The organism is Methylobacterium platani (assembly GCF_001653715.1).
GTDB classification, from domain to species: domain Bacteria; phylum Pseudomonadota; class Alphaproteobacteria; order Rhizobiales; family Beijerinckiaceae; genus Methylobacterium; species Methylobacterium platani.
Genome location: NZ_LWHQ01000019.1, coordinates 45,485 through 57,734, shown reverse-complemented (window position 1 = coordinate 57,734; position 12,250 = coordinate 45,485). Strand labels below are relative to the sequence as shown.

Genomic DNA, 12,250 nt, shown 5'->3' with positions numbered 1-12,250 from the left:
TTGCCCGTTAGAACTATCTCCGGTCTCCGCTGTGACGCCTACGACACGCGGTCCGTATTGGCGCCGGGGCGACTATGGGTAAGGGTAGGAGAGAGAGGACAGCCGAGAGTTTTGGCCGTCTGAAGGACGGATCGAGAGTCGCTGCCTGCGAGCCGGACCGGCCGGGCTAGAACCGAGGAACCGCACCCATGAGTTTCCGCGACCTGCCGGCGCTGGTGACCCAACGCCAGGACGCCCTCACCCTGCTCGAGGCTCTCGCCACGGGCGTCGACGAGGGTGAGTTCGCCCCCTTCGTCACCGCGCTGATGTCCCCCGAGGATGAGCAGGCGGCAGCCATCATGCTCGGATCGGGCAACGGGATGTCCTTGCGCGTCCAGCTCGGCGCGCTCCTCGCCGGAGCCGGCCTCGTGACCAACGACGAGGTGTTCCAGGCCCTCGACGCGCGCCGGGCCCGAGCCAAGGGAGCGGTGGCGTGAGCGGCGATCCCTACGTCTACGAGGGCACCGATACCCTCAGGAACAACGCCGGCATCCGGGATCCCGAGGCCCTGGCCGAGCGCGAGCAGATCGTCTCGTTCCAGGCCCTGCGCCAGATGCTGAAGGAGCCGGTGCTCGGCAACTTCGACCAGGCGCATTTCGCGGCGATCCATAAGCGGCTGTTCGCTGAGGTCTACCCGTGGGCGGGCGAGACCCGCACGGTCGAGCTTTGGAAGCCCGAGATCGTGCTGAACGGCCGCAGCGTCGCCTACGCGCCGCCGGCGCAGATCGACGGCCTGATGCGGTCGGCCCTGTCGAGCTTGGCACGCGAAGAGCCAGGGAACCTGAAGGACAGCCGGCCGGCGATCCGCCTGGCCCAGAACATGGCGACGCTGTTCCAGGCCCACCCGTTCCGGGAGGGCAACACGCGCACGCTGCTGGCGTTCATGGAGCAGTACGCCCGCCACCATAAGCAGCCGCTCGACCAGGCCCTGATCAACCGGGTGCCGAGCGAGACCCGGGACAAGTTCGTGCTGGCCACCCGCGGCCAGATCCAGCCCTTGGCGGAGATGGTGCGGAATGCGCGGTACTCGGAGGAGCAGCGCGCTCATCCGGTCCTCGGCCGCCTGTCGGCGGAGGCGTTCGAGGCGACGCGGCTGATGGGTGCGCCGCGCATCGTCCTGCCCGAACCCGGCACCCAGGTCCGGGGCCAGGTGGTCGCCACGAGCTACCACCACGCCCTGGTGCGTCAGGACCGCGAGATTGCGGCGGTGCCGCTCGCCTCGTTCCGCGTGATGCCGGAGAACAACTCCCGCGTCGACGTGCGGGTGCTGCGCAGCGACGAGGGCCTGGACCGCAACCAGCCGCGCGAGGAGGTCGCGCGAAGCCAGGTCGTGGGCCGGGTGCTGATCCCGGCGAGCTACCTCATGCTCTCCGGCCAGCGACCCGAGGACGTGACGCGCAACCGCATCGAGATCCCGGGTCCGAGCCCGGCGCTTGCCGAAGCGCTGAAGAACCGACCGGCCCGGGAGATCGTCGCCGACCCGGGGCTGGCCGCCGAGGTGCGCCAGATCGACAAGAGCCTGATCGAGCGCTTCGGGCGCGAGGGCTCAGCGATCCTGGTCCAGGGCAGCGACACCGAGGCCAAGAGCCTCCTGCCGAAAGGTCAGGATCTTGAGCAAATTCGCGCCGTCCTGAAGCCCATGATGGACGTCCTGGTGGCCGACGATCGTCAGCAGACACTCGCCCAGCAGAAGACGCTCGGCCAGGAAGAGCCTCAGCTCGGACGGTCCGTATGAAGGCTCTGCATCGCAAGCCGGTCGAGTCGATCTCGGCCGGACCGATCATCACCCTTGCCGTCGTCTCCCTCTCGACGATGGGCGTTCTCAGCCTGCTATGGTGGACGTTCTCTCCGGTCCTCGGCCGGATGTATGCCGCCCTGCGGCTGCTCGAGAGCGCGACCCTGTGGCGGTTCACGGGCTGGGGCCGGTACTTCACCGGCACGCCGGCGGGCGAGCCGTTCGCGTTCGTGTCGATCTACCAGTCGAGTACTCCCTTCGGCCTGGTGGCCGCCCTGCTCACGGCGCTCATCGGCTTCCTCGCGTGGCGCAAACGCAGCCGGGACCACATCGAGAAGCTCATCACCCTTCCGCGCCAGGGCTTCGGAAAGGCGGAAATCATCAGTCGGTTCGTTCCGGCCCACCGGCTGGTGCGGCCGGTGCCGCTGGTCGACCCGGACCAGGAGACGTTCCCAGCCCAGCCGGACGTTTCCAACCCTCTCAAGGGGGTCCGCGACCTCCTCAATGCCAGGGCCGTGGAGACGGTGCTGGACGACATTCCCTGGCACCTCGCCGGCGCCCTCTTCCTGACGATCGACGCGGTGGCTCCCCTCGCCGATCGCAAGGCCCGCGAAGCCGTTCTGAAGGCCGTCAGGGCTGCCGGAGACCGCCACGCCGTGAATTCCCTGGCAGAGCACCCTGCCGCCCTCCTGCCGACCCTGCACGGCGCCCTGCTCCAGGCGATCACCGAACGGCCCGGCCGGGGTGACGCTCCGCTTTTCCAGGTTCATGCCGTGCTCGAGAAAAAGGAGGACCTCGCCTCGGTCGTCTCGGCGCTCGCTGCCGCGGCCCTCGCGGCGCACAGGCTGCATTTCCCGGATTACACGTGGCTTCGCCACGTCGATCCAAACTTGCAGTCTGCGATCACGACCTACTGAGGTCGCTCAATAAGTGGCGCCGAGCGGTGGGCCCGCTCGGCGCTGTCGTCGTGTCACGCTGTACCGGCCAGGTCGACACTCAGGTCAGGTGCCGGACCCGGTCATGTAGGTGGTGACGACGCCGATGATGACGCCCAGGATGGTGACGCCGGAGCCGACGACGATCCCGGCGATCGACCGGCCGCTATCCTCGCGGGCGTTGTCGTCCTGCGACGACTTGTAGAGCTTCACGCCCGAGATGCCGGCAAGGCCGATGCCGATCACCGCGAAGATGATCGAGATGACGATGCCGGCGTTGTTGCCGCCCGTGGCGATCGACGACGCGTTGAGCGACGAGCTCGCCGCCTTCGAGCGCGAGTTTTTGAGAAATTCGATCGGCGCGGACGGATCGCCCGAGGTGCCGCCCGTCGCCTGAGCCAGGGCCGAGACAGTGCTCCAGCCCATGACCGTCGCGGTCGCGAGCGCGTGGTAGTACATATCCTTGAAGTTCATGGAAGCCTCCATCGTCATGCTGCGGTTCTGGATCGGCCGATCTGGGGCTGAGCTTCGCTCATGATTTCCCCCAACACTTGATCGACGATCGTCTTTGCGATCCGGTCCTCACCGAACCGCGCAAGCGCGGACATCCGGCTCCACGTCTCGATGGCGGTGCCATCGGGAAAGCGAGAAGCGAGGATGCGCAGCGCATCGTTGACCGCCATCCGGCGGTACAGCTCGTCGCGCACCAGGCGGTCCTCCGCCTTGGTAGTCAGGGCCCACAGCATCCGGGGCCCGAGCGAGTTGTTCAGAATGATCCAGCGCTCTTCCTCGCGCAGCTTGAACCGCGCCAGCAGGTTCGCGCCGCGCCGCCCCTGCGGGCCGTGCACCTGGCGCTCGAGCGCGGACTTCACCGCCTGATCGAACCCGAAGGTCTTGCGCGCCTGCTCGCGGATCTCGTTCGAGTCGGCGTTGAGCACGAGCACGGTCGAGGCCATGTCGGCCAGCGTGTCGAAGTCGGCGAGCAGCTGCGAGACCAGGATCAGCTCCAGGCCCCACTTGCGGCCCTCGCGGGCGTCCGACTTCACCTGCCGGGCGATCGTCTCGACGCCGCCGGTCAGGTGGTACTCGTCCATGCACAGCCGCTTAGGCGTCTCCGCCACCTCGGCGTAGCGCGCCTCCCAGTACCGGACGTACTCCGCCCGGATCTTGTCCTCGGGCGGGAAATCCATCTTCGCGATCTCCTCGGAAAAGCCGGAGATCTTCGAGAGATAGACGTGCCGCGCGATCATGAACATCAGCGCGTTGTTGCGCTCGGCCTCCGGCGACTTGTGGCGCTGCGCCACATCCTGGAGATCGATCGACACCACCCGGGCCTCGCCGAGGTCGAGCCTCGTCGGCCGGGCGAAGATCGGGAACTTCTCGATCGCGGACTCGAGCGAGCGCTGGACGTGGCGGATCAGCTCGGCAGGGAAATCCTGCACCATGATCGGCTCGGCGAGCACCCGGGCGAAGTCCTCCAGCACCGGCATCGCGTAGCGCTGCGCGCGTTGCGCCGCGTTGAAGAGCCGGCGCTCGACCAGCGCGTCGACGATGCTCCACCACCGCGCCTTGTCGGGAACAGCGATGCCGAAGTCGTGGATGATCCGGTCGAGCTCGGGGTCGACGTCGGGCTGGTAGACCGCCGGCGAGGACGAGAACTGGAGGTCGCTCTTGAGCTGGAACACCCGCGAGATCAGGCGCGGGACGAGGAGCGCCACTTCCGGGTTCGACACGTTGAGGAGCGTCGTCAGGAAGTTCTCGATGAAGCTCCTCTCGCGCTCCAGCGGCATGCGCCGGCCGAGCCCGAGGTCGAGGAAGTTGACCGCGTAATCCGGCGTGTTGAGGAGCCGCACGTAGTACGCTTCGTGCCGCCGCTCAGGGGGGAGCGCGTTGCGCACCAGCTCGATGAACCCACTGGAGCTGACGCCGACGTCGATGACGGCGAGGAACGGCAGCGCCGCGCCGGCCGAGAACGCCGCGAACTCGACGTTGAGCCGGTTCATCAGCACGCTCTTGCCCGAGCCGGGCGTGGCGTAGATCAGCGTCAGCCAGAACAACTGCTCGGGCGACAGCGCCTCGTAGGGCACCGGCTTGCCGTCGGGCGTGACCAGCATGCTCTGGCCCTGCTTGAAGATCGGCGCCGTGCGGTGGAACGGCAGAAGGGCGGCGAGGTCGCCGAGCGGCGCGATCGAGCCCGGCGGAACCTCGGCCTGGACCGTCATCCCGGCTACCGTCTCGCACAGAGCCCGCAGCGGGTTGTGGGGCGCATCGGTCATCACCGCCTCGCCCCAGGTCATCATCCCGCTCATCAGGTACGAGCGGCGCCGCTCCAGGAGCCCCGGATCCTCGCCCGGCTCGGTCCAGGTCGTGGCGATCACCCGGCCCTTGACGATCGCCTCGCCGTCCTTCTGGACCACCTCCTCGAGCTGGCGCAGCGCCCGAAACAGGTTCTTGTTGCTCGGGCTCGCGAAGGCGAGGAGGCCGGCGAACACCTTCCTGAGCCGGAAGCCGACATCGGCATCGCGCAAAGCCTCGAGGTGGAAGCAGACCCGGAACGGCATGTCGGCGGAGCGCGACGAACTCTCCAGGAGCGAGTCGAGCAGCCGGTTGAACGGCAGGATGGTCGAGGGAAACATCCGCATGACCGCGAGCGCGTAGCGGCGCCCGCCCATGTCGAGGGCGCGCATGTTGCTCGCGGCCTGCGCGTTCGAGGTCATGATCTGGCGCGCGACGGTCGGCGTGAAGAACTCGCTCACGTCATCGTCGTGGCGCTCCTTGGCGCCCGGGTAGCGCCGGGTGCCAGGTCCGTAGGGCGTCCAGCCGTCGGGGGTCTCGTGGTAGAGGACCGCCGCCCGGATCTGCTCGAGGTCGCGCCGACGCCCCTTGTCGTCGGGAGCCAGGATCCGGCCCTGCAGGCGGGCCTCGCCGAGCGCCTCCACCACCCGCCGTACGAACGCGGCGTGGACGCCGTCGAGGGCGCCGAGCCGCAGGTAGGGGTTCTGCGCGTCGCGGGCCGGGGGCAACTCCTGCCAGGCCTTGCGGTTGTCACGTCGCTCGCGGCGCACCTCCTCGGGCGTACCGGCCGTCGGGCGGGTCCAGGCGGCGAGCAGGATCGTCTCGGAGCGCGCACGCTCCTCCAGGACGGTCCGGCCCTCCTCGATCAGCGCCTCGACCGACAAACCCTTCTGGCGGGAGCGCCGGCCCTGGCGCTCGACGAAGGGATCGATGACCTTGGCGGTGTTGAGCGAGGACTCGTAGGAGATCGTGATCTGGTGGCCTGGGCGCTTGAGGATCTGCGCGATCCCGCCGGCGAAGCGCTCGACCACGTTGACGAGGTAGTCGTCGGGCGAGACGATCGAGCGGATGCCGTCGATCTCGATCAGGGTGAGCTGCGACCCATCATGGGCGTAGACCACCGCCTCCTCGCGCTCCGGGTCGAAGCCCGCCAAGTCGCAGAACTTGTCGGCCGTCCTCATTGGATACCCCGCAGGATGACCGAGAATTGGTAGACGGGCACAGCGAGCGCGAAGAGCCAGGCTCCGAGCAGTCCCGGAATGATGCCCCGCATCAGTGGGGCCGGGCGGACGTGCAGGGCGCAGAAGACCTGTGCGAGGGCAAACACCATCGCGGCGCAGGAGAGCGTGATCGAGGCCGGATAGTAGGCGTAGATCAGCGGCGGGTAGGTGATGGCGCCGTCCAGACCGCGTGTCAGGCCGTCGTAGAGCAGCCCGGTCAGGAACAGGCAGCCGCCGCCTGCCATGCCGCAGAGGTGCAGGATCCGGCGCAAGCTCCGGTCCGAGCAGACCGACACCGACCAGGCGCGCGCGGCCACGACCGCGTAGCAGCCCGCCGCGAGGGTAAGCGCGATGGCCGCCTTGGTCACCACAGGATGATCGTCGAGGTAGGCCGCCGCGTTGGCGGTCAGGTTGTCGATGAGGTGCCAGGATCCGTCGTTCATCGCGTCAGGTCCTCCCTCACTCGGCGAAGTAGAAGGAGAATTGCGCGATGATGATCGTGGGGATCGTCATGGCGCAGCCGATCACCCCGGCAACGATCCAGTTACCCGCCGTGCCGTCGCCCGAGTTGTTGGCCTGGTAGACCCGCAGCATTGCGTAGCCGGTCAGGAAAATGCCAGTGACGGCCGTGAGCACGACCACGAGCCAGGCCAGCGTCGGCACGAGGTCGATCAGGCCGCGCAGGACGTCCGCGACTCCCTTCGAGCCACCCATCACGGCTTCCTCAGTTGAGAGATCGGCAGGGTCTCGGGCCGGTAGCTCGGACCAAAGGCCGGATCGGGCCCGTAGCCGGTGCCGGCGCCGACCGAGACGCGAGCGGCGTCGAGCGGCACCACCACCGGCTGGAGGAAGACGATGCCTACGGGGAAGTTGGTCGGGCTCGACAGTGTCGGCGGCCGGCTGAAGCTGCGCGCCGCAGCCGCGGTCAGGGCCTGGCCGACCGGCAGCGCGGCGCCGAGGCCCGCGGTCAGGTAATCGACGTTGCGGCCGGACTGGACCGCAAAGCCGTTGCCGACCACCGTCTGGGTGTTGAGCTGGGTCAGCTGCTGGCCGACCTGGCCGACGCCCTGGATCAGGCCGGCGATGACGAGGCCGCCGTAGCGCTCGAGCACGTGGTTGTCGACGTCCTCGGCGACGCCGGTACGGGCCTGGTCGACCGTGATCGCGAGCGCCTGCATCGGCCCCTGGCGGCCGTCCTGCAAGATCATGGTCGAGAACCGGATCGAGGCCTGCGTCTGCGAGTAGACGATCTGGCCGAGCAGCCGGATACCGTTGAGCGGCCCGGGCTGCTGGCGCTCGTCGAGGTCGACGATGGTGGCGAAGATCGGGGCTGCCGGGTCGTCGGAGTTGAAGCCGCGATCGAGCACCGCGTAGGCGACGTCGCCGGCGCGCGCCACGGTCGCGTGCCGGATGCCGGGGCCGAACGGGCCGACCGGCACCGGCGCTGCCGCAGCGGCCGGGCGCGGCTCAGGCGGCTTTGGCCGGTCGCCCTTGCCGAAGGAGCGCACGAGGAACCCGCCAGGGGTTGGCTTCAACAGCGCCTTGATCTGCTCGTTGATCGCCGCGACCTGCTCGGGGTCCGCCGTCGGCTGGACCGGCACGTCCCGGTACACGGTCTGGATGACCGGACGATCCTGGTAGATGATCTTCTCCACCACCTTGGGCTCCGGGGGCGGCTCCGGCGCCTTCGGGACCGGGTTCTCGTCAGGCAGATCGCCCATCGTCGCGCCGCGCTTCTCGGCGATCACCGTCGGCGCCACGTAGGGCTTGCCGGCGCTGTCCTTCTCGTCCGCCGCCTGGCGGTTGACGCCGGCGCGCCGGTCGGCCTCGACCTTGCCGACGGGACGCATCATGTCGTTCTGCGGACTAGGCGTCTGTCCGCGGATCTCGGAGGCCAGCCCGGCGCCCTGGTCCGTGCCGGGCGTGTCCTTCAGAACGAAGGCGGCCGAGCCGAGGGCGAAGACGAGGAGCGACCCACCCAGTGCAGCGGTCGCTTTCGGAGACAGCGTGGCCATTATCCCCTCCTAGAATTCGATGGTGATGGCGGTCTCGGCTCCGTCGCCGCGCTCGGCGACGAGGCGCGAGGCCGGGCGGAGGAACTCGTAGATCCGGTAGCCCGAGGCCGCGTCGGCCGAGGCGACCGGCTGCGGGCTGACGAGGTCGCCCTGGACGCGCACGTACATGCGCTCGCGGTAGAGCCAGGCCTGCGCCCCGCCGGTCGCAACGAGCTTCTGCGCGCCCGTCGGCGGCGTGCCGGCGCCGAACAGGTGCAGGAGCGCCGTCGTGTCGATCGGGGCCGCCCCGCGCGGCGGGCCGGGCGGACCGGCCTTGCGGACAGGGGCGCTCGCCGTGACCACCTTCACCGGCGTCAGCGGCGAGGTGCCAGCGACCCGCACCGTGACCGGGATGTCGACCGTCTCGCTCTGCCCGGAGAGGACCATCAGCGGGATCGGGTAGGGCACGGCCTCGAGGCGAATGAGGATGTTGCCCCAGGTGTCGTAGCGGCACGGCATCAGGTTGATCGAGGCTGGCCTGTCGGCGCCCGCCCCGGCCGGGACCTGCGTCGCCCCCAGCGTGGTATCCTGGCCGCAGCCGGTGCCATCCTGAGCAAACAGGCGCGGATCGTAGGCGACCGAGGCGATCGGCCAGGGCGCGCCCTTCGCATCCACGAAGGTGATCGGGCTCACGACCCCGTAGGCGAGATGCAGCGTCTCGGGCGCCGAGCGACTGACCTCCTGAGTGACGGTGAGGAGCCGCGGCTCCGGCCGGGGCATGCGCCCGTCGCGGCCGGGGAAGTTGCCCGCGCCCTGCGCATCCTGGACCGCCCGGCGGACGTCCTGGATCTCGCCGGGCTTGAGGATCATGCCCTGGGTGCCGCCGATCATGCGCTTGCGCAGCTCTTCGAGCTCGGCCGGGGTCAGGGCGCGCGGAACGGGCGGCGGCGGCGTCGCCAACGGGCCAGTGGCCGGCGGCACCCCGGCCGGCCGGCGTACCGTCTCGCCCGGGGGCTGGAAGTTCGGCGGCGGGGCCGGCTGCCCCGGAGCTTGTGCCACCGCGGCGGTCGCCCAGACGGCAGCCACGGCGAAGCCAGAGGCCAAAACGCGCTTCATGGCCCCACCTGATTGGTCAGTTGCTGCGTCGAGATCACCGAGTCGATCGCGATGCCGTTCGGGTTGATCGGAGAGGGGTCGATCCGCACGATCGTCATGGTCAGAAGACGCCGCTCGACCCGCGTCTCGACGTTCGTGCGATAGAAGATCTGAAGCGGAACCTCGACGCGCCAGTAGTAGCGGCCCGCGAGCTTACCCTCTTCCGCCACATTGGCCGGGTCGGTCGTCACGGCCGAGACGGTCTGGTAGCCCGTCACGACTTTCTGGATGATGCCGCTCTCTTGCAGAGCCGCCCGGTAGCGGTCGCGGCCCTTCGGCGTGAACGACTGGCTCAGCGCGTTGTTGATGAGCGCGCGCCAGTTCGCGTAGTCGTAGGAGTTCAACTGGACGGCCGACGAGACCGCGAACTCCTTCAGCCGCGCCTGGCTGATGTTCGGCTCGGCAAGCGGGATCGCCTCGCAGACGGCTTGCGCGTCCGAAGTCCAGATGAACTGCTTGACCGGAAACCGGATGAACGCGTTGTAGAACAGGAGCGCGTTGACCGTGAGCGACAGCAGCAGGAACAGCGACAGCAGCAGGATCCACTGCCACTGGTTGCGCAGCATCATCCGGCCGGCGTCGACCTCTTGGGCGATGTGATCGGCCGATTTCATGACTGCGGCCTTCCCGCCGTCGGCGGTGCCACGATCTTCACCTCGCAGCCGAACACGCCGCCATCGGCGACGTAGGGGATCACCTCGGCCCGCTTGATCGACAGGTAGGCGAGCCACATCATCGCCATCAGCGAGGCGAAGACCGCGCCGGCGAGGAACGACGAGGCGCGCGAGTAACCCTCGATCCGGTCGGCGAGGGCCGAGGGCGACAGGCACCCGCCCGCCGAGGGCAGGCTGAACGCCCCGATGGAAGCTCGGCGGGCCATCCGTCAGCTACCGGCCAGGACGGCGCGCAGCTTGGCGTCGTCGCCTGCCTCGTAGCCGACCATGATCGCGAGCCGTCCGTCGGGCCGCGGCACGAACATCGTCGGCACGCCGGGACGCAGGGCCGGTGAGGCCGCGAAGATCGAGGCGAACGCCTCCTTGTTCTCGGCGAGCTTGGCGGCGGTCTCGGGGCTGACCTCGCCCGGGTTGCCGCCCTTCGTCTCGAACGCGGCCTTGAGCGCCGCGACCCGATCGGTGGCCGAGAGGATGCCCGCCGCCATGCGGTTGCCGCCCTCGGGATCGCCGAGGACTACAACCGGTACCCAGCGCGCCGCGATCCGCCCATGCAGGGCCGTGAATGCAGCGTGGCAGTACGGGCAGCGCGGATCGAAGAAGATCGTCGCGATCTGACCCTCCGGCGTGCCCGGGGGCGCATCGACGACTGCGGCGAGCTTGGCCAGAAGCTCCATGACCGGCCTCGCAGCCTTGGGATCCTCGATCGTTGCGTAACTCACGGTCCCAGCCTGCTGCGGCACGGGCGCTGGCACGGCTGCCGGGACATATGTCCGGGCAACCGTAGGGGGTGTGATGGCAGGCGCTAACGCAACTTGTGGGGCGGGCTGCGGCGCAGGAACTAACAAATTGGCAGGATTGGCAGAATTGGCAGGATTGGTAGGAGAAGAATTGTTCTGTGAAAGCGCTGCCAAACTGGGATTTTGTTCCCGTGCCACGATCTGAAGCGAGACAGGCTGCCAGTTGTTAGACGTTGCAAGATAGACACAGGCAACGAGAGATCCGGCCCAGGCCAAGTGTTTTACTGCGTTCTCCATGCCAGAACCGCCCCACCAGAGTCATTGACGTTCGTGTTGGGGCTCTTATTGCGAAGAATGACACGACGTGTCAATTAAGGCTCGAGCCTACCGTAGCTAAACGATGCCGATAGAGGAGAGCCATGGCACGCCAGACACGCTCATTCGTGTGAAAATGACCTTTGTTCGTCGTGGTACACTGCAACATGTCGTATGTTATCGAGTAATACCCGGCGTCAGGGGTTGCAGTAAGGCCCAGGCAAGCGTCCCGGCTAGATCGAAAGGGTTAAGCAGAAATGGCCGAGAAAAGCTTCGTTAGGAACTGGTTAAGAAATGCAACCCTCGCGGCTGTACTCTCAACCGGTATGCTAAGCCTGGTGGTCGCCGCGCCCGATGCCGCAGCAGCTCCCGAGCAACAGAAAAGAAACAGATCGAAATTTGAGTATCACGATGGGAGTGCTGAGGAGAAGCGGCCATATCGCCGACCAAACCCCGACGTTGACCCAACGAATTTAAGATACGAGGAGCTGATAGCGCGCATTAACGCGCTTGAGGAGCGGCTTGAGGCGCTGGAATACCAGTCCAAGTTTTCGAAAAGGGTTCAGTGATGGCTGTGCCGGACCTCGGAAGCGTCCTCGTCTCGTTGAGCGAGGTGTTCCCGCTCGTCGTCAACCTGGTGTTCCTGCTGATCGCGCTCCTCGGGGTCGTGTACGGAACAGTCGGCCTCTACGGCCTCTACGGCGTCGCCGCCGGCGAGCACAAGTTCACGAACCGCCCCGTCACCATCGACGGCGCCATGGGCAAGCTCGCGCTCGGCAGCGCGATGATCGTCGCGCCGGTCCTTTTGTGGAAATTCGCCAACTCATTCGTCTTGGGCGGTGACATCACCTACAGCATGTTCAACTACGGCTCGACGCCACGCTCCTCGACCTGCGAGGATATCAAGAGCGCGATCACGTTTTTCTTCATGATGTTGGGCTCTTTCGCCTGGCTGATCGCCGGGATGCGGCTCTACAACGCCACGTCCGGCCAGCACGGCGCCGGCCCCGGCTCCGCCGCCCTGTATCTTGTCGGTGGGACACTCGCCTTCTTCATCAACGACGTGGCGAGCCTCGTCGGCAACACGATCAAGATGGACGTGTCGCTGTCGAACGTCTGCACGATGATCGGCGGGGCCTGAGACGATGCCG

At 67.7% G+C, this 12,250-nt stretch carries 14 protein-coding genes; 5 read left to right on the top strand and 9 right to left on the bottom strand.

What is annotated here, in order from left to right; all coding sequences use genetic code 11:
* The first annotated feature begins 188 nt into the window (after positions 1 to 188).
* From A5481_RS11420 to A5481_RS11410, 3 genes are read left to right on the top strand one after another with little or no spacing between them, the layout of a single operon-like run.
* A complete protein-coding gene (locus A5481_RS11420) occupies positions 189 to 476 on the top strand; it encodes a hypothetical protein (RefSeq protein WP_048432329.1) in 288 nt (95 codons plus the stop codon).
* The gene (locus tag A5481_RS11415) at positions 473 to 1,774 is read left to right on the top strand and encodes a Fic/DOC family protein (protein ID WP_048432328.1); all 1,302 of its coding nucleotides are present in this window, start codon (positions 473 to 475) and stop codon (positions 1,772 to 1,774) included. Before A5481_RS11420 ends, A5481_RS11415 begins: the two co-directional genes overlap by 4 nt.
* The gene (locus A5481_RS11410) at positions 1,771 to 2,691 is read left to right on the top strand and encodes a hypothetical protein (RefSeq protein WP_048432327.1); all 921 of its coding nucleotides are present in this window, start codon (positions 1,771 to 1,773) and stop codon (positions 2,689 to 2,691) included. The genes A5481_RS11415 and A5481_RS11410 overlap by 4 nt, the downstream gene beginning before the upstream one ends.
* Positions 2,692 to 2,775: 84 nt before the next feature.
* Here the strand turns inward: A5481_RS11410 and A5481_RS11405 are convergent, their stop codons facing one another.
* The 9 genes from A5481_RS11405 to A5481_RS35190 are packed head-to-tail and all read right to left on the bottom strand — an operon-like array spanning position 2,776 to position 10,766.
* Positions 2,776 to 3,183 carry a hypothetical protein gene (locus A5481_RS11405; RefSeq protein WP_245238640.1) on the bottom strand — a complete coding sequence of 136 codons (408 nt, stop codon included), beginning with the start codon at positions 3,181 to 3,183 and terminating at the stop codon, positions 2,776 to 2,778.
* Positions 3,184 to 3,197: 14 nt separating this feature from the next.
* On the bottom strand, positions 3,198 to 6,185 hold the full coding sequence (locus A5481_RS11400; protein WP_048432325.1) for a hypothetical protein: 2,988 nt from the start codon (positions 6,183 to 6,185) through the stop codon (positions 3,198 to 3,200).
* Complete coding sequence (locus tag A5481_RS11395; protein ID WP_048432324.1) at positions 6,182 to 6,667, bottom strand: hypothetical protein; 486 nt, start codon at positions 6,665 to 6,667, stop codon at positions 6,182 to 6,184. Before A5481_RS11395 ends, A5481_RS11400 begins: the two co-directional genes overlap by 4 nt.
* A gap of 16 nt (positions 6,668 to 6,683) precedes the next feature.
* Positions 6,684 to 6,938 (bottom strand): hypothetical protein, encoded by a 255-nt coding sequence (locus A5481_RS11390; RefSeq protein ID WP_048432323.1) that lies wholly within the window; start codon positions 6,936 to 6,938, stop codon positions 6,684 to 6,686.
* Positions 6,938 to 8,239: a DotG/IcmE/VirB10 family type IV secretion system protein gene (locus A5481_RS11385; protein ID WP_048432322.1), complete on the bottom strand. Its 1,302-nt coding sequence runs from the start codon at positions 8,237 to 8,239 to the stop codon at positions 6,938 to 6,940. Before A5481_RS11385 ends, A5481_RS11390 begins: the two co-directional genes overlap by 1 nt.
* Before the next feature lie 9 nt (positions 8,240 to 8,248).
* Positions 8,249 to 9,334, bottom strand: a complete 1,086-nt coding sequence (locus tag A5481_RS11380; RefSeq protein ID WP_082172952.1) for a DotH/IcmK family type IV secretion protein — start codon at positions 9,332 to 9,334, stop codon at positions 8,249 to 8,251.
* Positions 9,331 to 9,987 (bottom strand): DotI/IcmL family type IV secretion protein, encoded by a 657-nt coding sequence (locus A5481_RS11375; protein ID WP_048432321.1) that lies wholly within the window; start codon positions 9,985 to 9,987, stop codon positions 9,331 to 9,333. Before A5481_RS11375 ends, A5481_RS11380 begins: the two co-directional genes overlap by 4 nt.
* Positions 9,984 to 10,253 carry a hypothetical protein gene (locus A5481_RS11370; protein WP_048432320.1) on the bottom strand — a complete coding sequence of 90 codons (270 nt, stop codon included), beginning with the start codon at positions 10,251 to 10,253 and terminating at the stop codon, positions 9,984 to 9,986. Before A5481_RS11370 ends, A5481_RS11375 begins: the two co-directional genes overlap by 4 nt.
* 3 nt (positions 10,254 to 10,256) lie before the next feature.
* A complete protein-coding gene (locus A5481_RS35190) occupies positions 10,257 to 10,766 on the bottom strand; it encodes a thioredoxin domain-containing protein (protein WP_245238638.1) in 510 nt (169 codons plus the stop codon).
* Positions 10,767 to 11,356: 590 nt separating this feature from the next.
* Between A5481_RS35190 and A5481_RS33435 the strand changes: the two genes are divergently transcribed.
* Positions 11,357 to 11,668: a hypothetical protein gene (locus A5481_RS33435; protein ID WP_156311720.1), complete on the top strand. Its 312-nt coding sequence runs from the start codon at positions 11,357 to 11,359 to the stop codon at positions 11,666 to 11,668.
* 44 nt (positions 11,669 to 11,712) lie between these two features.
* A complete protein-coding gene (locus tag A5481_RS11360) occupies positions 11,713 to 12,240 on the top strand; it encodes a hypothetical protein (RefSeq protein WP_245238646.1) in 528 nt (175 codons plus the stop codon).
* Positions 12,241 to 12,250: the final 10 nt, after the last annotated feature.